At 25.5% G+C, this 22,535-nt stretch carries 27 protein-coding genes and 1 CRISPR repeat array; of the genes, 25 read left to right on the top strand and 2 right to left on the bottom strand.

Features of this window, described 5'->3' with window-relative positions:
* The first annotated feature begins 3 nt into the window (after positions 1–3).
* The 6 genes from cas1b (at position 4) to K5V21_RS12795 (ending at position 6,317) form a co-directional block, all read left to right on the top strand.
* Positions 4–1,002, top strand: coding sequence for a type I-B CRISPR-associated endonuclease Cas1b (cas1b, locus tag K5V21_RS12820; RefSeq protein ID WP_221861587.1), 999 nt, complete (start codon positions 4–6; stop codon positions 1,000–1,002).
* A 1-nt stretch (position 1,003) separates the two neighbouring features.
* Entirely contained in the window at positions 1,004–1,294 is a 291-nt protein-coding gene (cas2, locus tag K5V21_RS12815) for a CRISPR-associated endonuclease Cas2 (protein WP_221861586.1), read from the top strand.
* A 175-nt stretch (positions 1,295–1,469) separates the two neighbouring features.
* Positions 1,470–2,867: direct repeats of the CRISPR family, unit length 30 nt; unit sequence GATTAACCTTAACATTAGATGTATTTAAAT.
* Between the two features lie 148 nt (positions 2,868–3,015).
* A complete protein-coding gene (locus K5V21_RS12810; protein WP_221861585.1) occupies positions 3,016–4,017 on the top strand; it encodes a CobW family GTP-binding protein in 1,002 nt (333 codons plus the stop codon).
* Between the two features lie 16 nt (positions 4,018–4,033).
* Positions 4,034–4,675, top strand: a complete 642-nt coding sequence (locus K5V21_RS12805; RefSeq protein ID WP_221861584.1) for a GTP-binding protein — start codon at positions 4,034–4,036, stop codon at positions 4,673–4,675.
* Positions 4,665–5,570 (top strand): permease, encoded by a 906-nt coding sequence (locus tag K5V21_RS12800; RefSeq protein ID WP_221861583.1) that lies wholly within the window; start codon positions 4,665–4,667, stop codon positions 5,568–5,570. Before K5V21_RS12805 ends, K5V21_RS12800 begins: the two co-directional genes overlap by 11 nt.
* A gap of 3 nt (positions 5,571–5,573) precedes the next feature.
* Positions 5,574–6,317, top strand: a complete 744-nt coding sequence (locus K5V21_RS12795; RefSeq protein WP_221861582.1) for a TIGR03943 family putative permease subunit — start codon at positions 5,574–5,576, stop codon at positions 6,315–6,317.
* Positions 6,318–6,424: 107 nt separating this feature from the next.
* On the opposite strand, the gene K5V21_RS12790 is transcribed toward K5V21_RS12795, so the two are convergent.
* A complete protein-coding gene (locus K5V21_RS12790) occupies positions 6,425–6,715 on the bottom strand; it encodes a hypothetical protein (protein ID WP_221861581.1) in 291 nt (96 codons plus the stop codon).
* A gap of 291 nt (positions 6,716–7,006) precedes the next feature.
* Between K5V21_RS12790 and K5V21_RS12785 the strand changes: the two genes are divergently transcribed.
* Positions 7,007–7,174, top strand: a complete 168-nt coding sequence (locus tag K5V21_RS12785; protein WP_221861580.1) for a hypothetical protein — start codon at positions 7,007–7,009, stop codon at positions 7,172–7,174.
* 85 nt (positions 7,175–7,259) lie between these two features.
* Here K5V21_RS12785 and K5V21_RS12780 read toward each other — a convergent pair whose 3' ends face one another.
* On the bottom strand, positions 7,260–7,487 hold the full coding sequence (locus K5V21_RS12780; RefSeq protein ID WP_204593536.1) for a hypothetical protein: 228 nt from the start codon (positions 7,485–7,487) through the stop codon (positions 7,260–7,262).
* Positions 7,488–7,885: 398 nt separating this feature from the next.
* On the opposite strand from K5V21_RS12780, the gene K5V21_RS12775 reads away from it, so the two are divergent.
* The 18 genes from K5V21_RS12775 to K5V21_RS12695 all read left to right on the top strand — a co-directional run bounded on the left by K5V21_RS12775 (position 7,886) and on the right by K5V21_RS12695 (position 22,521).
* A complete protein-coding gene (locus K5V21_RS12775) occupies positions 7,886–9,244 on the top strand; it encodes a DUF2268 domain-containing putative Zn-dependent protease (RefSeq protein ID WP_221861579.1) in 1,359 nt (452 codons plus the stop codon).
* Positions 9,245–9,304: 60 nt separating this feature from the next.
* Complete coding sequence (locus K5V21_RS12770) at positions 9,305–9,700, top strand: hypothetical protein (RefSeq protein WP_221861578.1); 396 nt, start codon at positions 9,305–9,307, stop codon at positions 9,698–9,700.
* 269 nt (positions 9,701–9,969) lie between these two features.
* Positions 9,970–10,338, top strand: coding sequence for a helix-turn-helix domain-containing protein (locus K5V21_RS12765; RefSeq protein ID WP_221861577.1), 369 nt, complete (start codon positions 9,970–9,972; stop codon positions 10,336–10,338).
* Between the two features lie 11 nt (positions 10,339–10,349).
* On the top strand, positions 10,350–11,114 hold the full coding sequence (locus K5V21_RS12760) for a hypothetical protein (RefSeq protein ID WP_221861576.1): 765 nt from the start codon (positions 10,350–10,352) through the stop codon (positions 11,112–11,114).
* Entirely contained in the window at positions 11,081–11,461 is a 381-nt protein-coding gene (locus tag K5V21_RS12755) for a type II toxin-antitoxin system PemK/MazF family toxin (protein ID WP_221861575.1), read from the top strand. The genes K5V21_RS12760 and K5V21_RS12755 overlap by 34 nt, the downstream gene beginning before the upstream one ends.
* Positions 11,462–11,564: 103 nt before the next feature.
* The gene (locus tag K5V21_RS12750; protein WP_221861574.1) at positions 11,565–12,458 is read left to right on the top strand and encodes a hypothetical protein; all 894 of its coding nucleotides are present in this window, start codon (positions 11,565–11,567) and stop codon (positions 12,456–12,458) included.
* Positions 12,459–12,631: 173 nt separating this feature from the next.
* Complete coding sequence (locus K5V21_RS19540; protein WP_280637800.1) at positions 12,632–12,757, top strand: hypothetical protein; 126 nt, start codon at positions 12,632–12,634, stop codon at positions 12,755–12,757.
* Positions 12,758–12,945: 188 nt separating this feature from the next.
* Entirely contained in the window at positions 12,946–15,498 is a 2,553-nt protein-coding gene (locus tag K5V21_RS12745; protein WP_221861573.1) for a SpaA isopeptide-forming pilin-related protein, read from the top strand.
* A gap of 4 nt (positions 15,499–15,502) precedes the next feature.
* Positions 15,503–17,341: an isopeptide-forming domain-containing fimbrial protein gene (locus K5V21_RS12740; RefSeq protein ID WP_245000720.1), complete on the top strand. Its 1,839-nt coding sequence runs from the start codon at positions 15,503–15,505 to the stop codon at positions 17,339–17,341.
* Positions 17,342–17,351: 10 nt separating this feature from the next.
* Positions 17,352–18,158, top strand: a complete 807-nt coding sequence (locus K5V21_RS12735; protein WP_245000719.1) for a class C sortase — start codon at positions 17,352–17,354, stop codon at positions 18,156–18,158.
* Positions 18,159–18,425: 267 nt separating this feature from the next.
* Complete coding sequence (locus K5V21_RS12730; protein ID WP_221861572.1) at positions 18,426–18,566, top strand: hypothetical protein; 141 nt, start codon at positions 18,426–18,428, stop codon at positions 18,564–18,566.
* A gap of 224 nt (positions 18,567–18,790) precedes the next feature.
* The gene (locus tag K5V21_RS12725; protein ID WP_221861571.1) at positions 18,791–19,006 is read left to right on the top strand and encodes a helix-turn-helix transcriptional regulator; all 216 of its coding nucleotides are present in this window, start codon (positions 18,791–18,793) and stop codon (positions 19,004–19,006) included.
* A gap of 153 nt (positions 19,007–19,159) precedes the next feature.
* Positions 19,160–19,396, top strand: a complete 237-nt coding sequence (locus tag K5V21_RS19385; protein WP_307495446.1) for a helix-turn-helix domain-containing protein — start codon at positions 19,160–19,162, stop codon at positions 19,394–19,396.
* Positions 19,396–19,617: a hypothetical protein gene (locus K5V21_RS12715; protein ID WP_245000718.1), complete on the top strand. Its 222-nt coding sequence runs from the start codon at positions 19,396–19,398 to the stop codon at positions 19,615–19,617. The genes K5V21_RS19385 and K5V21_RS12715 overlap by 1 nt, the downstream gene beginning before the upstream one ends.
* Positions 19,618–19,664: 47 nt before the next feature.
* Complete coding sequence (locus K5V21_RS12710; RefSeq protein ID WP_221861570.1) at positions 19,665–19,913, top strand: hypothetical protein; 249 nt, start codon at positions 19,665–19,667, stop codon at positions 19,911–19,913.
* Between the two features lie 87 nt (positions 19,914–20,000).
* On the top strand, positions 20,001–21,335 hold the full coding sequence (locus K5V21_RS12705) for a PcfJ domain-containing protein (protein ID WP_221861569.1): 1,335 nt from the start codon (positions 20,001–20,003) through the stop codon (positions 21,333–21,335).
* A gap of 25 nt (positions 21,336–21,360) precedes the next feature.
* Positions 21,361–21,732, top strand: a complete 372-nt coding sequence (locus tag K5V21_RS12700; RefSeq protein ID WP_221861568.1) for a hypothetical protein — start codon at positions 21,361–21,363, stop codon at positions 21,730–21,732.
* A 156-nt stretch (positions 21,733–21,888) separates the two neighbouring features.
* Positions 21,889–22,521 carry a hypothetical protein gene (locus K5V21_RS12695; protein WP_221861567.1) on the top strand — a complete coding sequence of 211 codons (633 nt, stop codon included), beginning with the start codon at positions 21,889–21,891 and terminating at the stop codon, positions 22,519–22,521.
* The last annotated feature ends 14 nt before the right edge of the window (positions 22,522–22,535 follow it).

Below are 22,535 nucleotides of genomic sequence, written 5' to 3'. Positions count from 1 at the left end.
AGTTTGGGTAAAACAAGATATATAGCTTCAATGGGAGAATTAAGTAGAAAAGATAATTCAATATCATTTAGGAAAAATGGTAAAAATGTATATATTCCAGTAGAAAATACAAGTGAGATATACTGTCTTTCAGAGGTAAGTATAAATACGAAATTATTAGATTTTATTTCAAGTAACAATATAATAATACATTTTTTTAATTATTATGAAGGGTATAGTGGAACATTTTATCCAAAGGATAAATATAATAGCGGAAAACTTATCGTAAAACAAGTTGAAATATTTAATACTAGGAGATTAGAAATAGCAAAGAGTATAGTTAAAACTATAGGTATAAATATAAGGGAGGTTCTTTATCATTATTATAAACATAATAAAAAAGAGGTTAAGGAAACTATAGATTGGATTAGAAAAGACTTTATTTATAGAGTAGATAATTCAGAAGATATAAAGGAACTTATGGCAGCAGAAGGAGAAGCGTGGCAAAGATTCTATGGAGAATTTAAAAATATTTTACCAGAAGACTTTATAATGAATAAAAGAGTAAAAAGACCTCCAGACAATCCTATAAATGCTATGATATCTTTTGGTAATTCATTATTGTATACAAAGACTATTTCGACTATTTATAGAACACACTTAGATCAAAGGATAAGTTTTTTACATGAGCCATCAGAAGGAAGATTCTCTTTAAGTCTAGATTTAAGTGAAGTATTTAAACCTGTTATAGTTTATAAAACTATATTTGAATTAGTTAACAATAAAAAAATAACAGTAAATAAGCATTTTGATAAAAAGGTTAATTATTGCTTATTGAATGAAGATGGAAGAAATATATTTATAAAAGCTTATGAAGATAGATTAGAAAGTGTGTTTTTGCATAAAAATTTGAAAAGAAGGATTAGTTATAGGACAGCCATAAAGCTAGATTGTTATAAATTAATAAAATTTATTATGGAAGATAAAGAATTTAAGCCATTTAACTTAAGCGAGGGAATTTGATATGGTAAAAAAGTTAAATTATAATTACGCATTTTTATTTTATGATGTAAATGAAAAACGTGTGGGAAAAGTATTTAAAGTATGTAAAAAATATTTATCTCATTTTCAAAAGTCAGTTTTTAGAGGTGAGATTTCTCCATCTAAACTAATTCGATTAAAAAATGATTTGAATAAGGTAATAAGTAAAGATGAAGATTTTATATGCATAATAAAGTTAATGAATAATAGTGTTTATGGTGAAGAGATTATAGGTAAAAAGGATAATAATACTGGAGAAGATTTAATAATATAAATTACCAGCACATAAAATTAGAATTATTACTATGAAGCTAGTGATATCAACTGTTTAGGAAGATTTTTGAAAGAGCAAGCTTAAATTGATTATTTGCTGGTAAAAAGTAATGAAAGTATTGATACTAAGCCACTTAAATGATAATATAAAAAATATAAATGGCTTATTTACTATGGATTAACCTTAACATTAGATGTATTTAAATACATATTCCATTTAATTAACCTCTTGAAATGATTCTGATTAACCTTAACATTAGATGTATTTAAATATTAATAAGAATGAGATTTTAAAGCATGAGATTAGATTAACCTTAACATTAGATGTATTTAAATTTGTTTAGGTAAAGAGGGTTTTTTTGATATATTTGGATTAACCTTAACATTAGATGTATTTAAATAACACCAACAGGAAGAAATAAAAAGTAATGATTAGATTAACCTTAACATTAGATGTATTTAAATGGTTCAAAGGATCAAATTGTAAGTGGTATTTCTACGATTAACCTTAACATTAGATGTATTTAAATAAAATGATTAAAAGTATTAAGTTAAGTGATTATTTGATTAACCTTAACATTAGATGTATTTAAATGCATGGTAGATTCTACTGAAGATAAAGAGAATACTACGATTAACCTTAACATTAGATGTATTTAAATTATGTGTGATAGGAGTTTTTAACTTAAAGTAAATGATTAACCTTAACATTAGATGTATTTAAATATAAGTTTTGGAAGGTTTTTAACTATTCCATCTGCTGATTAACCTTAACATTAGATGTATTTAAATTAGTTTTCACTAATCATTTTCTATTCTCCTTTACGATTAACCTTAACATTAGATGTATTTAAATATGATTTTCTAAAATAATGAAAGAGTTAGTTTTACGATTAACCTTAACATTAGATGTATTTAAATATAAATCTCGAAACTGGAGAGGTTAATTTTAATAAAGATTAACCTTAACATTAGATGTATTTAAATACAAGTAATGAGTATGAGTTGCAGCTTAAAAGAAAGATTAACCTTAACATTAGATGTATTTAAATGGGAATAGCATAACTACAATACAAGGTAACAATAAGATTAACCTTAACATTAGATGTATTTAAATTTTAATTAATTTATTGGAGGTTTGATTTATGAGTTTGATTAACATTAACATTAGATGTATTTAAATCCTCCTTAACACTTCATTATATTTTAATTATATGTGATTAACCTTAACATTAGATGTATTTAAATTACACATCAAATATTAGATATTCATCTGACTTACCGATTAACCTTAACATTAGATGTATTTAAATAAAGTCTTAAACATACCATTCCCCCTAGTTCTATGATTAACCTTAACATTAGATGTATTTAAATTAGTTACAAAAGCCTCCTTATAATATAATTTTACACGATTAACCTTAACATTAGATGTATTTAAATTCTATAGTAAAATGCTGATAATTATAGCCACCAATTGATTAACCTTAACATTAGATGTATTTAAATATTGATGAAAGCAACAACGGAGTTGAAGTTGCTATGATTAACCTTAATATTAGGTATATTTAAGTTATTATTTGAGATTTTTAAAGAAAACGGTTAAGATTAACGATTTATATATTTTTTAAAATATAATTGCAAATGGTTTGCATATGTGATAAAAATATATGTGAAGATGCAAATTATTTGCATTTAGTATTTATCTCTAGGAGGAAAAAAATGAAAATTAAAGTAGATATAATTTCAGGCTTTTTAGGTGCAGGAAAAACTACATTTATTAATAAGCTATTAGAAAATAAAGAATATAAAAATGATGTTGCACTTATAGAAAATGAGTTTGGGGATATTGGAATTGATGGAGATCTCATAAGGAATCCAGATATTAATATTAAAGAAATTAACGCAGGATGTATATGTTGTAGCGTAGCTGATAATTTCCATAGCGGAATAATTACAATTATAGAGAAGTACAAGCCTAAAAGAATGATAATAGAGCCATCAGGAGTTGCCAAACTTTCAGAAATAGTTTCAATATGTAATAAAGATAATCTCAAAGATTTGTTAGAAATAAATTCGATAATAACAGTAGTAGATGGAACAAAGTTTAATTTATATCTAAAAAATTTTAGTGAGTTTTATATAAATCAAATAAAAAATGCAAACTTTATATTTATAAGTAGGAAGGAGAATTTAGGCGATGACTTAGATAAAGTTATAAATGAAATAAAAAGTTTAAATAAGAAGGTTAAGATAATAAATATCTTAGAAGAGTTAAATCTAGAAAAGATAGATGAAGATATAAGAAAAAGGACTTTAAATAAAAATAGCCTAGATTTTAATAATGTATTTTTACATAACGAGCTTACAAGTACAGTACTAAGTGCAAATAATAAAAATAATACTGCAATAGAAAAAGGAAGCTTTAAAATTGCAAATAAAGGAACTTTAAATAGAACAAAAGCCGCATTTCAAAGTATAGGAATAAATACAGAGAAGATATTTTCAGAAGATGAGTTAAGAAATGTTATAAATAAAACAAAATACTTTGGAGACATACTTAGAGTAAAGGGATTTGTACAGCTTAATGAAAATGAATATTTCCAATTCAACTTTGTTCCAGATGAATTAGAAATAAATATAGTAAAGTATAAAGGTACAGGAAAAGTTAGTATTATAGGACAAAGATTAAATAAGAAAGGGCTAGAGAGCTTGTTCTCTTAAAATAATTATGTTTAAGGTGAAAGTAGAGATTGTAACAGGATTTTTATCTTCAGGTAAAACAACATTTATAAATTCTTTAATCAATAAGACATTAATTAAAAATGAAAAAATAGTAATCTTACTTTGTGAGCAAGGTAATAGAAGTATAGATAGCAGGATAAAAAATAAAGAAAATATAAAAGTGAAATACATAATGATATATAAGGAAATAACAGAAGAAATATTATTTGACATATATAAATATGAAAAGCCAGATAGAGTAATAATAGAGTTTAATGGTACTAAAGATTTAAAAGATCTATCTAATGTAATGAGTAATAGATTTATAAAAAAGATATATAGAGTAAATACAATATATCACTTAACAGATTGCAGCACATTTAATGTATTTTTAAGTAATATGGGAAACATCTTAATATCACCAATAAAATACAGCAATATAGTTATGCTAAACAATAAAGACAGGGTAGATGATAAAGAAATTAATTTAATAAAGTCAAAGCTTCTTAAAATAAATCCAACTTGCTATATTCTAGAAGTAAATAGTACAAGCTGTATAGAAAAAGCAGTTAAAGAGTCTAGCTTGTTTTATATAGATATATTTTACAAATTAAAATTAGCATTAGAAGATTATAGGGGAAGAGACTATGATAGATAAATTTTTTTTGGTATTTATAAGTTTATTATTAGAAGCAATTCCCTTTATATTAATCGGATCTATAATTTCTTCTTTGATACAGATGTTTGTATCGGAAGAATTTATAAAAAAAATAATTCCTAAAAATATATTTTTGGCTCTTATTATAACTTCTTTTACAGGGATAATCTTTCCAGTATGTGAATGTGCAATAATACCAATAGGAAGAAGACTAATAAAAAAAGGAGTTCCATTACCTATTGCAGTTACGTTTATGCTATCAGTTCCAATTGTAAATCCGATAGTTATTATGTCTACATATTATGCCTTTTCAAGCAATCATCTTATATTTTTTATGAGGATAGTGTTTGGAATCGTAAATTCTATTATTATAGGATATTTAATTCATATTAGTTACAAGAACAAGGAGATACCAATAAAGGAAGATATAGATACAGATACTTATATATGTAATTGTGGATGTGAAGATTTAGATTTTAATAATTACTCAAGAATAAGAGTACTATTAAATCACACAAAATCAGAGTTTTTCAGTGTACTCAAATATTTAATTTTTGGAGCGTTTATATCAAGTTTATTTAAAGTAACAGTAAAAGGAGAAGTATTTACTTATTTTAGTAAAAACCTAATATTATCAGTTGTTATTATGATAATTCTAGCATTTATACTTTCAGTATGTTCAGAAGCTGATGCTTTTATTGCAAGTACATTTGCGTTGAACTTTACAGGGGGATCAGTAATTGCATTCTTAGTTTTAGGACCAATGCTTGATATAAAAAATATATTAATGCTTCTTGGAAATTTTAAAAAGGAATTTGTGATTAAGCTTTCAATATATATTATTTCAGTTACCTTCATATCTTCAGTTCTGTTTAATATATTAGGAGGTGCTTAAGGTATGAGGTTAAATAAACGTGAGCTTATTGATTTTATGATTATGTTCCTTATAACATCTATATTTTATTACTTAATAATTGCAGATAAAATAGATGTGTTTTTAAATCCAAGGATGAATAAATATATAATTTTTGCTTTTATAATATTTCTAGCATTAACTATAAATCAGTTTTTTAATGCTTTTACAATAAATACTTTTAGAACTGTAAGAAGAGGAAATTTAATATTTTTTGTATTAATTTTTATATTCATTTATCCAATATACAAGAATAATTTAAGGGAAAAATTAATTGATGAAAAAGTAAATAAAGAGTTGGTGTACGAAAAAGACAACTTTGATAAAATTTATAGAATAACTAAAAATAATAAATTCGATTTAAATAATAAAAATGATGAAAATAAAATGGTTTTAAATAGTGATAATTACTCAAGATTATTTCAGCAACTTATGCAAAATCCTAGTAGTTATAAAGGTGAAAAAATACAAACTGAAGGATTTATATATAAACAGAAAAATTTTAAAAACGATAAGTTTGTTATAGCAAGGGAAGTAATGACTTGTTGTATTGCTGATATACAAATAGCTGGACCAATGTGTCAATATGATAAGACAGTAGATTTAAAAGAAAATGATTGGTTTAGAATAGAAGGAACAATAGATATTAAAGATAATATGCCTATAATAAAAGTAGAGAAATTAACTAGCGTTATTAAGCCAAAGAGTGAATATATATATCCAAATTAAAATATATAAATAGGGAATGTAGAAAAATTTATTTTATATAAACCTTTCTACACCCTCTAATAACTTGAATATTTAGTAGTTTTATTTATAATAAAGTTTAATATATATTAAATCTTTTGACTATTTTCTATTTCATGTTCAGTTATTTGAGTTGCTTCTTCTTTAATATTATTTGGAATTTCTTTTTTTATTTCTCTTATTCTTTTTTTAGTTTCCTTCTTTAGTTTTGTTTCGTTATTTTGAGCTTCTTCAGCTTTAAATTCCTTTGTTTTTTCAGCTACAGTTTTTTTATATTCGGCCTTTTCTTGTTTATGTTCTTTTCTTTCTTCTTTGTGCTCTTCATGTTTTTCTTTTATCTTAGTTACTTCATTCTCAAATTCTTCTTTTAATTTACCCATTTTAATTCACCTCTTAAAAAATCTTAATCATTAGTTTTAGTAATAATTACCTTATATTTATTATACCACCATTGATGAAATAAGAATTAATATTAGATTTTAAATATGTATGTATATTAGGTGCAAAAGGGTAAACAAATAATTACTAAATTAAGAAGATTTAATTCTTAATTATATAGTAAAGAATTAATTTTTTTATTAATATTAGTTTAAAAGTTAAAATTATATGATTATGTTTGATATTATAAAAATAGGAATATTTACCTATTAAAGAAATGGAGGAGCATAATTGTGGATATATATTTTAGTATATTTGCATTAATCTTAGTAGTATTATTACTAAGTATAATGTTATTTTTAAATCAGCTTATAGTAGAATCTAAACGTATAAATAAGACGTTAAATAAAATTGCAGAAAAATTAGGCGTAGAGAGTGAAAATAAACAAGAAAATATATAAGGACAAATAATAAAAAATCCTATAGAAACAATTAATAAATTTATTTTAATTGTTTTTATAGGATTTTTTAGATGAAATTAAGTTATTAATTTCTAACTTTTATTTTAGCTCTAGCTTTATCTTGTTCTTTACCAAATTTTCTGTAGTTTCTAAAGTTTATTATAAAAGCAAATGCAGACATAACAAGTGGTACATTTAAACTTTCCATAAGATTATATTGCTTTTTATATCCAACGCACCAAGCAAGTAAAACTAATGTTACAATAAATACTCCAAAAGATAGTATTGTTAGAATAAGAGATTTTCTTGGCATAATAGTATTCCTCCTAGTCATAATTTAATGATTATATTATATCTTTTTTATACAAATTTATCTAATTAGAAAAACCTCATATATTGTAAAGTCTTAACGGAGTATGAACTATATTAATAAGTATTTTATAAAATTATTTTACTTAATATCTATTAAGACAAAATATGGAGAGTTTTATAGAAATAATGTAATTATATATTTAACTAATTATTTCATTTGTTTATAGAAGGTAAAATATTTTTATTTTAAATTATGGATTAATATTCAAATAATTATGAAAGAGATATTGTAAAGAAATGTATTTTAAATAGATGATTTTTGATACATAAATTACAAAATATGTTATAATCATCATGGGTTTTAGGAAATGTCTATAAAATAACATTAGGGGGAAGCGTATGGGAATTATAAAGGCAGGATTAAAGATAATAGTATATCTTATAACTATGTTAGTATACATATTGTTACCAATATTTTTGAATTTTAAAGGTAATATAATTTTAGCATTAATCCTAAGTTTAATCTTAATTTTTAGTACAATTAAGATAGTTAAAAACATAGTAAATAAAGAAAAGGGTAGTAAAGTAAAGGATATATTGTTTTGTACATTAAATCTAATACTTATAGGAATAGTTGTTGTTATGACAATTACAGTGGTGGAGATTTATAGAGAAGAAGATAGGAGTGTAGCTTTATATGCTGTTTTAGAAAAAACAGAGATGGAACCAGAAGGATATAATGATGTATTTAAAAAGGAAGAAAAAGAAGATTATAAAATTCTTTATACAGAAAAATTAGAACCAGCATTAAATAATATAAATTTAATTTTAGATAAGGCAATAAAATCTAATAATAGAGTTTTTGGAGATTTTGATAAATCACCTGTAACTATTAAGTTTGATTATATAAAAGATGTATTTGAAGGGCGATATAATTCAGAAGGTTTAGATGGTATGTATATTCCACTTACTAAAAATATTTATTTTTATGGAAAGGATGCATATGATGATGCATTAGGAACCTTGAAGTTACAGGATTCATTAATACATGAATATACTCATCATGTAATGTTTGAATTCTTCAAGGCGAATGAGATAGATATTTCAACTATTCCTTTGTGGTTTATTGAAGGAGTGGCAGAACATATTGCCGATACAAACTATATTACAGAAATTAATAAAATAGTACCTTTTAATAAGCTTGTGACTACTGAGCAGTGGGAAAAGAATTTAAAAAAAGAAAATACAATATATATGCAAAGTAAGTATGCAGTGAGACGGATAGTTATATTAAAAGGTGAAAATAAATTAAAAGATATTATATTAAAAAGTAAGGAATCAGATTTTAATACTGCTTTTAAAGAAGTTGTAGGGATTTCTATAGAAGATCTTGAAAGGATTATGAATGAAAATTTAAAGGATAACTTTACTAAACAATTTTTTGAATTTAGAAATGCTGATAAGGATAGGACTAAGGAAGAAAAAATATATTCAGATAAATATATGAATGAGAAGGAAAAGGCATTAAAAAAATATATTTTAATAGAGAACAATCCAAGAGCATATTCTTCATTAGCAAACATATATATTAACGGAAATGAGTATGATAAAGCTGAAAAATTATTAAAAGAGGGTATAGAAAAAAATCCAGAGGAATCGGGATTATATAGAGGATTAGGACTTATGTATGAAAAGAAAAACCAATTAGAGTTAGCAAATGAATGGTTTAGGAAGGAAGAAAGTCTTAATAAAAAGTAATATTGAAATTAGAATTGGTTAAGTTATGGTTATTTAAATTAGGTATGGGGGAAAGATATTATGCTTTGGTTTATTCTTGGGATAGTATTTTATTATATTATAAAATTGGCAGTAAAATATGGCGTAGAAGAAGCTAGTTCTTCTATAGCATCAGATAAATTTATAGATAGATTATCTGATGCATTAATAAATAGAATTGAAGAAAAAGAAAGTTTAGATAGAAAAAATAAATCTAAAAAAATTCTAACTGATACCATAAAAGAGTGCGTAGGTAAAGAGTGTAAAATAATTTTAGATTTAGTTTATGTAGATGATAATGGATCAGGGAATATTATAAAAGGAATAGTTAGATCTGTTGATGAGATATGGTTAAGAATTGAATATATAAATAAAAATAATGAAAATGCTTTGAAAATAATAAAATTAGAAAATATTACTTCGATAGAGATAATATAATTTATAAATAGATAAGTTTAATTGGTTTATATAAATTATATATTTTTGAGAGGAGAACAACTCTCATAGTATTAAATGAATTTTGAAAAAACTCACTAATTGTTATTAAATTAATAGTATAAATAAGCTATTTATTTAATTTAAACAATAAGTGAGTTTTTTGTTTATTAAAACAGAAAAAATATAAATTGAATAAATGTAAATAAAATGTGAATTTTCCACACCTTTGGGTTGGGGTGAACTATACACTTTTTTAGGAGAACTTTAAAATGATAAAAAAAGGTAATTATACAACAGAAGAAAGAGAAAAAATATTTTCTATGTTTAAATCTGGATATACGGCAAAAGAAATTGGTAATAGAATTGGTAGAACAAAAGAAGCAATACAAAAGGAAATCCAAAAATTAAAAAAGGAATTAAAAAATTTAGATAAGATAGAAAAAGAAGCAGAAATTATTAGAAAAGATAGAAAAAATGAGTTGAAAATAATTGCTTTAGAAAATTCAAAAATAATAAGCAATATAAGTTTAGCAAGAGTATGCAAATCTGCATATCAAGTTAAAAATAGCAAGTTAATATTAAAAAAAGGCAATGATTATTGTTGGGATATGCCTAATAATATTGATTTAAGAAGGTAGGTATTAGCATAATGAAGCTAGAAGTAGGAAAAAAGAGAAAAAGGTACAGGATTAATTTTAATGATGAAGAACTATTGAAATTAAATAAAATAACAAGTGATAATAAAAGAAAAAAGGCTATGTCAGTTTTTCAATATATAAATAAATATGTAAATACAGTTAGTGGTTTTTTAGAAATATCACTTGATAGATTATACAAGAAATTTAAAAGGTATCATAAAGAAATTTCTTTAACTTATTTTAAAGAGTTAGCAAAATTATTAGTTGAATTTAAGCTTTTAGATATAAAAAAAGTAGGAAGATTAAAATTTTATGGTAAGAAAATTTTAAATGAAATTTCTGATAAAAAAGAAGAATTTTTAAAAGAAATAAAAAAAGATAAATATGAGAATGTAAAGGAAAATGAAGTGAAGGAGAATAAAAAGACTGATGAATTAAAGGTTGCAAGTAAAGAAACAGTAATAGAAACGGCTTATGAAGTTATTAATGAAGTAGGTATTAAAACTGGTTCTAGGACATACTTTCAAGTTATTGAAAGTTTAAGTTACATATTAGATAAAAAAGATATACATATTAATGGAATGGTAAAGTACATAGAAAAGGTAATAGAAGATAAAGTAAACAAACAAAGTTTATTTAAATCAAAATTGATTAATATAAGAAATAAAGTACATAAAAATAATAAAATACATAAATATATTAGGTTTAATGATTTTCCACAGAGAGAAAGGAGTGATGAGGAATGGAACAACTTAGAAATGAGTTTATTAGGCTAGGATTAATAAACAATAATTATAAAAGGGGAGATATATTTTATGCAGATTTAGGAGAAAAAGATGGATCAGAACAAGCTGGAATTAGACCTGTTATAATAATTCAAAATGATATAGGAAATAAATATAGTCCTACAGTAATAGTAGCATCTATAACATCACAAAGGAAAAATTCATTACCAGTTCATGTTGATTTACGTAATGAGGAATTAGAGAAAGATTCTACTATACTATTAGAACAAATAAGAACCTTAGATAAAAGAAAATTGATAGAAAGAATAGGTTCTTTAGATTTTAACACAATTAAAGAGTTAAACTTTGCTTTAGGTAAAAGTGTGGGACTTATATAAATATAATAATAGAATTTGTATATTTTTAGAAATTAGATTAAAATAATAAAAATAGGTAATATTTATAAAGTTTAGATTTAATTGAGAAAGAGAGAGTACATATATGAATAAAGAGAAGATTTTAAATTGGGTAAAAGCAAATAAGAAAAGTGTAGGAATTATTGGTGGAGTGTTAGTAGGGGTATTATTAATTGGTGGAGGTTATGGCATATATAAATATACAAGTAATCCTTCGGAAGTTGTAAAAAATAAAGAAAATATCACTCTCCAAAAACAAGAAGCAACTGCCGAAAATACATCAGATAATTCTAATGAGAATAAAGATGGTCAAAAAGATAATGAAACAAATGGACAAGTTGATAATCAAGAAAATACATCAAATAATAAGACTGATAGTAATACAATTGAAAATAAACAAGAAAATAAAGATGAAAAATCAAATAATAGTAATGGAGTGACTAGTGCAGGAAATGGCAGTCAATCAAAAGGAAATAGTCAATCAAGTTCAAGCACTATAGGAAATGGAAGTAATAATCAAAATAGTAAACAAAGCAATAATTCAAGTTCATCAAGTAATAATAGTCAATCAAAACCAAATACATCAACTTCCAGCAAACCAAATGGTAGTGGAAATACATCTCATAGTCATAGTTGGACACCTATCACTAAGGTAGTTCATCATAAAGAGCAAGGACATTATGAAAATGTAGTTGTTAAACCAGCTTGGACTGAAAAAGTTCCAGTTTATGAAGAAAAAGAAAGAGCTATTTGTAATGGGTGCGGAAAAGATATTACAAGTAATATAACAGAACATAATAGAAACCATGCACTAAATGGAGAAAAAGGCGGATGGCATACTGAATGGAAGAAAGTTCAAGTAGGCACTAAAATAGTAAAACATGAAGCTATTTATAATAAAAAATGGGTAGTAGATAAAAAAGCCTATGATGAAACAGTAACTACTGGTTATAAATGCAGTTGTGGGGCAAGTAAATAAACTGTTTTCAAGAATTTTTATTTATGATAGTTTCTATTTCCAAAGGTACTTTTTAGATAAATAAAAACATAGATAAAAATTCTTTTTAAATATATTTTTTACAAAATGACTTAGAGTAAATTTACTCTAAGTCATTCTATTTGCTTAAAATTAATATTGTAGGAGTTAGTTAAATGGGAAGGGCAGAAATTAGAGTAAAAAAGTGTCAAGAAATAAAGCAGAAATCAAATATACTAAAACCTTGGAAGAATAGACCTTTAAGTAGCTTTGGTAGTTGTATGAAGGATTTAGAAGGTTAATATAGATTTGCAAATGATTTGATTAAAAGTAGGAAGTAATAAAGACCTTAGTTAATAGTTAACCAAAGTCTTTGGTAGTAAATAAGGGAATTAGAAAGGAGAAATTATGAGAGTAAAAATAAGGTGTCCCCCGAGGACACTTTTTATTATGCAAAAAATTAAGTGAAAATTTATGAGGGAGGGGAAATATGATAAAGAAAATAAAGAAAAATTTGAAAAAGATTGTGTCTTGTATGGTACTTGGAACTATTGGAATGTCCATACTTCCAGTTGAAAGTGTACAAGCGTTAAATCGTGATGGAGATAAAGAAAATATTATAAATCAATATATTAAAGGGGTTAAGATGTTACCCGAGCAAATTGAAGCTAGAAAAGAAAAAGCTAGAGAACTTGGATTAGAAAAATATGTTGATGATAGATATTTCCTTATAGATGATTATTATGATGGACGAAGTGAAGCTGATATAAATGAAATTGGAGCAAATATATTAGTTGATACTGTGACGGAAAATGATTTAGAAGCTTGGTCAAGTAATCTTATGCAAGGTATAGACCCTAGAACAGTTACTAGATATGAAATGGTTAGTGCAGGTGGAAGTACTGTTGGTAAATATGAAGTTAATGGAAAGATGGCTTTTTGTGCACAACATAGTGCTACCAGTCCAGCTAAAGGTTCATCAACATCTAATGTTAGATTGGTTACAAAGGAAACTGTAAGAAAAGTTCTTTATTATGGTTATGGTGGACCAAAACAATTGTGGGATATGAAAGGCAACTACGGTTGGGTTATGACAAGCTTAGGGTTATCTTATGCTAATACTGGTAGTGGAGGACCAAAAGCAAAAGCTTTTGTAAATAGAGTGTCTAAAATGGCAAGTCCACCAAGTGGATTTAAAGTATTTTTTGTAGATACAAACGGAGGAAGAACTCAAGATTTAGCATATTGGAACTATAGTCCCAAAGGAACACTTCAAATTGAAAAAAGTTCTACTGATACTTCAATAACTAACGGAAATAACTGTTACTCATTAGAAGGAGCAGTATATGGCGTTTATAAGAATTCTAATGCAACAAACAAAGTGGCTGAACTAAAAACAGATTCTAATGGTAAATCTAATACGGTATCTTTAGATGAAGGAACGTACTATATAAAAGAGATAAAATCACCGAAAGGATACGCTTTAGATACTAAAATATACTCTATTAAAGTTAATTCAGATAAAAAGTCTATTGGAAGATATAAAGATAGACCTCAGACTGACCCTGTAGGAATTGTACTTAAAAAAGTAGATTCTGAAAATGGAACTAATAGACCACAAGGTAGTGGAGCTTTAGAAAATGCAGAATTTACATTTAAGTTTTACGAAGGAAGCTATGGTGAAAATGTAAATCCAGAAAAGTTAGGGAAAAAGCCTACCAGAATATGGGTATTAAAAACAGATAAATATGGTTATGCAGAATTAAATGATAATTATAAGATATCTGGCGATAAATTTTATTATTCTACTTTTGGAGTCCCTGTTTTGCCACTTGGAACATTAACAATGCAAGAGACAAAGGCTCCTAGAGGATATAAGATTAATCATGAAATATTTGTTAGAAAAATAACTTCTAATGGAACTGCTGATAATGTTAATACCTATAATGTTCCTATTGTAAAAGAAGAAGTTATTAAGGGACAAGTTAAAATTATTAAAGTTGATGAAGAAACTGGAGAAAAGCTAGAAGGGGCTAAATTTGAAGTTAAAGACAAAAAGACTGGTAAGGTGGTGGAAACACTAACAACTGATAAAAATGGTGAAGCAATGACTAATTTATATCCATTTGGAACAGAGCTTATATTTAAAGAAATTAAAGCTCCTAATAAGTATGTTTTAGATGGAAAAGAATATTTTGCAACTATAACAGACAAGCAACAAACTATTGAATTAACTGTAACTAATAGAATTATTAAAGGCTCTATTTCAATTCATAAGATAGATAAAGAAACTAAGGAACCATTACAAGGTGTAGAGTTTGATGTATTAGATATTAATGAAAAAGTAGTAGATCATTTAGTTACTGATGAAAATGGTAATGCTAAGAGTAAAGACTTAAAATACGGAGAATATAAATTCGTTGAAACAAGGGGACTAGATGGATATTTAATAGATAATACACCTATTAAAGTTAATATAACTGAAAATAAAGAATACAATTTTACTATTGAGAATGAAGTCAAACCGCGTCCTTTTAAAATTAAAGTGATTAAGGTAAATGAAAAAAATACTGCTTTAGAAGGAGCAGAGTTCACTGTATACTCTGATAAAGATTGTAAAAATGAAATAGGTAAGGCTATTTCAAATAGCAACGGAGAGTTATCATTTGAAAATTTAAAGGTCGGTGTTAAGTATTATCTAAAAGAAACAAAAGCTCCAGTAGGATATAGAATACCTGTTGATTCTAATGGTAAACCTCATGTTTATGAGGTAGTAGTTACTAAAAACAACTGGGTTACTGGAGAATTTATTACCACTATAGATGGTAAAGAATACAATCAAAACTCAACAAGTGGTGATATTCATGTTGAAGGAAATATGAAAGATAGAGTAATAAGTATACAAGTAGTAAATTATACATCTATGAAACTACCAGCTACTGGTTCTAAGGCTATGATACCTTTAATAGTAGTTGGAATTAGTTTAATAGGTGTATCTTTTTTATTGCTTAAAAAAGTAAATAGAAAGGGAAATAGGGGGTAATAAGATGAAACAAAAAATTTTAAAATGTATAGCATCGTGCTTTTTAGTGACAGGAGTTATGACAACGAGTTTTTTACCAGTAGTAGCTCATGCTGACAATGTAAAGCAAGAAGTAACATTTGCTTTTAATACAAAAGCTACACCAAATGGTATAGCTGATTTTGGTAAAGGAAAGGCTAGTATAACAATAAACGGAAATAATGGAAACCAAGTTTTAATAGGTAAGAAGTTTAATGTTTATAAGCTATTTAACGCTCAAAACTCAACTGGTGGGGATTCTATTAATTACACAGTAAATCCAGAGTATGCACAAGCCTTAAAAAACATTATAGGAAAGTATTTAAATAAAACGCCAAATAGTGTTACTGAATATGAAATTATAGATTATATTCAGTCTTTAAATAATAACAAGGTTGAAGGTGCTAATCATAATCAAGCTAATGAGGGGCGATATAGTGACTTTAGATACTTTGTAGAAGATTTAAGAAATGAGATTGTTAGGTTAGGCATAAAATCAGATGTTGTTGATGTGACAGAAGTTAGAAAAGATAATAGTATACAACTTACTGGACTAGAGTTTGGGTATTATATAGTTGATGAAGTGTCAGCAGTTGCAGGTACTCATTCCGCAAGCTCTTTATGTATGGTAAACACGGCTAATCCTAATGTTACTATGCAAGTTAAATCAGATTTTCCAACTGTAATTAAGAAAATAAAAGAAGATGATAATATAAGTTCTGTTGGTGATAATGGGTGGAATGATATAGGAGATTTTGAGGTTGGTCAAACAGTTCCGTATAAGTTTGAGTCTAATGTACCGAACATGAATGGCTATCATACTTATTATTATGCATGGCATGATAAAATGGACGAAGCTTTAACATTTAACAAAGATTCTGTTTCTATTAAGATTTCTGATGAGATTGGAAAGTCTTATACATTGAAAAATAATGAGTTTAACGTTATAGAAAAACCAGGTAATGGTGAAACTTTCAAAGTTGAAATTAAAGATATTAAATCAATTGTAGATAGAGAGTTTAACAAGAAGAACTCGTTAGGTGAAAATGTATATGGTCAAAAAGTTACTTTATCTTATAATGCTACTTTAAATGATAAGGCAAGTAATGATACTGGGAGACCAGGTTTTGAAAATGATGTCAAATTAGAATTCTCAAATAATCCCGATGGTGATGGGAATGGCTCTACTGGTGAAACACCTTGGGACACAGTAGTATGTTTCACTTATAAAATTAATGGTTTAAAAGTCAATGACAATAATGTAAAGCTAGAAAATGCTAAGTTTAGATTATACTCTGATAAAGAATGTAAAAATGAAGTTTACGTTAAAAAGGGTGCTAATGGATATATCGTAATAAATAGAGATAGTGCTACTAATGGAGTACCAAAAGAAGCAGTTGAAATGGTTTCTAATGAGAAAGGTGAATTCAATATAATTGGTTTAGACCAAGGTACGTATTACCTAAAAGAAACTCAAGCTCCAAATGGCTATAGACCTTTACTTGATCCAATCGAAATAAGTATTGTACCTACATTTACAAAGGATAGAAACTCTTATATTAAGGGTTATGGTGCAACAGATAAAACACTTCAAAGATTAGATGCCACAGCAAAAGTTAAAGGCTTTTGGGGGGGTATTTTTAATGAGGATAATTTAACTTTAGATACTAATGTATCTGACGGTTCATTAAATGTAACAGTAATAAATAAAGTCGAAAGTAAGTTACCTGCAACTGGTTCTACTGCTACTTTATACTTAGTAGGTATAGGTTCAGTTTTAATGGCGGGTTCAATAGTATTATTAAAGAAAAGTAAGAAAAAATAAGGGACTAATTATGACTAGAAAAAAGCTATTAGTTAAGGGATTGTTTATTATTGGATTGTTAATTTGTTCTTATCCTATAGTAAGTAACTTAATAGAAGGATATTATCAGAAGAATATAATTGAAACTTATAGTGAAAGTGTTTGTAATAAAGAAACAAATGATTTAGAAAATGAGTATAGAAAAGGAGTAGAGTACAATGAAGCATTGTACTCTGTTCAAACTCCTAATAGTAATAAAAATAGTATTCTAAATGAAGATAGCTATAACAATATATTAAATATGGGTAATGGAGTAATGGGAAGTATAGAAATACCTAAAATAAATGTAAATCTTCCGATATATCATGGTACTTCTGATGAAGTATTATCAGTTGGGGTTGGTCATGTATTCGGAAGTAGTCTACCGATAGGCGAAGCGAATACTAGAAGTGTTTTAACTGGTCATAGGGGATTACCGAGTGCTAAGTTATTTACCCGTTTAGATGAATTAGATAAAGGGGATTTATTTTTTATAAGAGTTTTAGATAAAACTTTAGCTTATAAAGTTTTTGATATAAAGGTAATTACTCCCGAAGATATAAATTCTATAAGAACTGAAAAAGGACGAGATTTAGTATCTTTAATAACTTGTACGCCTTATGGAATAAATACTCATAGGTTAGTTGTTACTGGGGAAAGAGTTCCATTTGTACAATCTGAACATGATGATATTAAACCAAACTCTTTATCATTTAGAGAAAGGTTATTTATAGGTATACCTTTAATTTTTATATTCTTAGTTGGAGTTTTAAAGATAAAAAAGATGAAATTTAATTAAAGAAAATTTTAGAATGAAGGAAATGCACTTTGTATAGGTGGTTTCTATTTGAAAAAGAACAAAAGGCAATGTCTAATAAATAATTAGGTCTTTATTTTTTGTGAAGAAACCATATTGGATAATTGTAAAATTAATTAAATTGTTTGGAGGAATTATCGAATGGAATTTCTTTTATGGAGTAATTTTATTTGTAATGTGCTTATATTAATTTTGAGTATATTTAATATGTTTGATAAAAAAAGATAGTGATTAGGAAGTGATTTTATTATGATAAATAATGATAGAATTAGCATGGGAATGGCGGACGTTAAAATTAAAGAAATAATATATAATTTTAAAAATGGACGAAGTATAATTGTGAATGATCCAAAAGGTGAAGTAGAAAATTTAAAAAAGAAAAGCAATTAAATATAGTATAATAAAGGTGTCCCTAGGGGACACAAAATAAAATATTTGAAGGAAGGAAATACCCTTCGGATTAACAAGGATTACAAATACAAAAAAGAACTAGGTTAAACAATTAACTCTAGTTCTTTTTTATATTTCTAATTTTTATGGAATCAATAATTTAAAAATCAGTATTTTAACATAATTATATAATATAAAGAATTATTAGTAAAGTAGGAGATTGTATGAAGGAACGAGTTAATTTAGCAGATAATTTAAGAATGTATAGAGCTAAAAATAGGTTTAGTCAAGTAGAGTTAGCGAGACGAAGTGGAGTATCACATAGAACAATAGTAGATTCAGAAAGGAATATAGAACATAGATTAAGTTTTGAAGGCGTTTTAAAGTTAGCAGAAGGATTAAACATTTCGTTAGAAAATTTAATAGTAGAGAAATTTTAATTTAAATTAATAAAGTATTTTGGAAGGAGTAGTTTAAATGATTTTATTAGGAATAATTTTTATAGTTATTTTTACTTTATCGTTATTAAAAGCAAGTAGCAAGGCAGATAGATATTTAGAAAAAATAAAATAAATAAGTTAGGAGAAATTAGAGTGAACAGTATTAAAATTTATGAAGCATTAACATGTATAGGATTAAGAATAAAGAAAAGAAGATTAAAAAAAGAATTAACGCAAAAAGAATTGGCAAAACTAGCAGGGATAGCAGAAACAACACTTGTTGGAATAGAAAAGGGAAAGGTTAAACCAACTCAATTTGTGCTATATAAATTATCAAGAGCATTTGAGATAACGATAGATGAATTAGTATATAAAGATGTTTATTTATAATGGTAAATAAAATGAGATTAATACATTCAATAAGTTTTAAAAAATCTGAAAGGAAATTATTAAAATATGCAATGGTACGATCATATAAATATAATGGATTTTCAGAGTACATAAAAGTGTTAATATTACAAGATAAAGAAAAATTAGAGAATATATTTACTAAAGAAGAAAAGGAAGAAATAACAAGAATAGTTGAAGAAATAATAAAGAATTATAAATGAAAGGTGTTCGCGGGGGACACCTTTTAAAAATTTTAAAGGAGGAAGGCATGAATTTTAAAAATATTTTTAAAAGGAAAAAAGAAAAACATAAAGAAAGAGAAGTTGACTTTAGTAAACTTGTAATTGGGAGAACTATGACTGGAAGATGTTCTGATTTTGATTTTATTGGAACAGGTAGAAATGGAATAATTAAAGTTAATAATGATGTTGATAGAAAAGATAAGTCTAAGGAAGTCAAAAAAAAAATCAATAATGCAAAAGGTAAAGAAAAAACTAGGAATAGGTTATTTTGGTAGTGGGTTAACTACAACATAGATAGAAAGAGGTTTAGACCTCTTTTTTTAGTGCGAAAATTTAAAGGTTAAAAGTGTGGTGATTGATTTATGCAAACTAAAGAGGATTTTATAAAAATACTTAGAGCAAATAAAGAAAATAAGTTTTTAAATATATATGTAAGCCTTATTTCAAAAATAAATATTGATAAAAAATATATATTGGGAGATGAATGTTATTTAAATATAGATGATGAAAGTTTTTCATATGAAATTAAATTTTGTGAAGTGGAAAAAGAATTGAGAAATACATTTAATAATAAAGAGATTTCAGGAGATATATTTGCAAAAGGCTATAGTATAAAAATGCTCTTAAATAAAAGAGATAAAGATGAAAGTAAATATATAGTTGTTACTTTTAGTAAATATAATAAATTATATTTTAATAATGACCATGTATATGTATCAAGTCTTGAAAAGATTTTTTCAATAATAATTAATGAGGATTTAAGTATATTTACCAATGAAATTAAAGGTAAGGTACTTCCTGCAACGTTGAGTAGTTTAAGTAATATTTTATCAAGTTTTGATTCAGCACTTGAGAGGGAGGCTTTTAATAATAGTATATATGAGTTATTTGATATAGTATCTCAAGAAAATATGCTAGTCAAAGAGATAAAAAAAGAATATATTGATGAACATATTTTTTTACCTATAAAAATAAATGATTTAACAAATTATTATAATAAAAGAGATTTGATTCAAGCATATTTAAAAAAAGAAAAAGTGCCTAAAATGATTAATAAATTTTCTTTGCAAAAAGGATATATATTGATGAAATGCAAAAGGTATGTTAAAGAAAATGAGTTTCAAAAATTATATATATTAAAAGATATAGAATTTAAACCATGGAGAATATTAAAACATAACATAGGCTTGTTTTTCTTTGAATATTATAAAATAGTACTTAATTTAACTGATGATGAATTAGGGTATGAAACTTTAATAAGAGATTATGTAGTAATGAGTATGAGTGCGAAGAAGCTTTTAAATATTAAAATTAAATCATTAAAAAGATTAAAAAATGAACATGATAAGCTTTCTATAGAATTAAGACAAAAGGAAACTAAAACAATAAAAATACCTAAAAATAGCAAGTTCACAAAATTAAAATTAGGTTCTGATTTTGAAGAAATAAAAACAAGAAAGAGAATAGTTCATGAAAGTATTATTCAAAACAATTGTGTTTGGAGATATGCAGAATCTATAAATAAGGATAGATGTAGAATATTTTCTACTATGTTTGAAGGAAAAAGATATACGTTAGAAATTAGAAAGAGAAAAAATAAATTTGTATTAGAACAACTTGTAGGTATTTGCAATTCATATGCACCAGTTGAATTAAAAAATATTTTAAAAAATATTTTAAAAAATATTTCAGCATAAGAATGTAAAGAATAGGTGGAGTGATATGGAACGAGTATTAATATTAGCTGGTATAACATTTATATTGCGGGAAGTTGTATGTATTTTTGAATTTAGAAGATATTTAGCAATATGTTCTATTAAAGAGAAGTATTCCGATAGGGAAGAAAGAATATTATTAAATGAATTAGAAAGAATTATTGACAATTATAGAGGAATGCTAGTTTCAGAAGGAGAATATAACAAAAATTTTGATATTATAGACAAATTGAATTTGAGAATAAATTTAAATTATGAAGAATTAGAGTATATAAAGAATATGTGGTTAAAAACGAATTTAGGTTTTCCACTTTTAACGAGAACAGAGCTGAAAATATTTGAAATTTTAAATGAAAAGTTAAAATTTCATATGAGGTAAATTAATGAGAAGTTTAATACAAAGTTATTATTTAATCATATATATTCTGATGGTGTAAATTGAATAAATACACTTAAAGAGCGTAATTAACGCTCTTTTTTAGTGAGGAAAAGAATTTAGAGTATTTAAATTTTAAAATGTAAAGGAGAGATATAAATGAGTGGAAATAAGAAAAAATACTATGTATATAAGACATCAAATGGAATGGCATGTGTATCAGGAGTAGAGAAAAAAGAACTAGAAGATGACTTAATAGGCATATCGTCTACAGTAAAAGAAGCTCAAAGGATATTAGTAGAATATATAATTAAGCCTATTAGAAAGTATAGAATAGGATATGATTATGTATTCTTACCTAAAAATAGCTTTGAATATAAGGGGGATTTAATTGGTTCTATGAGTGTAATAGTTTTATTTAAAATATTTGATATAGAAGGAAATGAGATTTTATTTAAAACAAAGGGAGAAGAATTAAAGGAACAAACTTTAATGTTAAAGAGTGGTGAAAAATGTTTTTTATGTAATTTATTAAAATGTTATTTTGACAAGGATAAGTTTAAAGAAAGCAATAGTTTTGATTTTATTCAAGCAGTTTGTGAAATAAAAAGCGGTTATAGAGTTTCTTTTGAAATTAATAGTTATACAAAAGATATTGATAATGGCATTTTAGAACCAATACAAATAGATGAAAATGAATTTAATGATATTATATTAAATAATTTAGAATTATTTAATGTAACAGATAACAAGCCAGCTCAAAGTACGAGTTATATTACGGAAGAAGTTTAAGGAGGAAATAGATA

Origin of the sequence: Clostridium sardiniense (genome assembly GCF_019753795.1) — a bacterium.
GTDB lineage: Bacteria > Bacillota > Clostridia > Clostridiales > Clostridiaceae > Clostridium > Clostridium sardiniense.
Note: the sequence above shows the minus strand (reverse complement) of the source record. Positions and strands in the feature narration are given on the sequence as shown.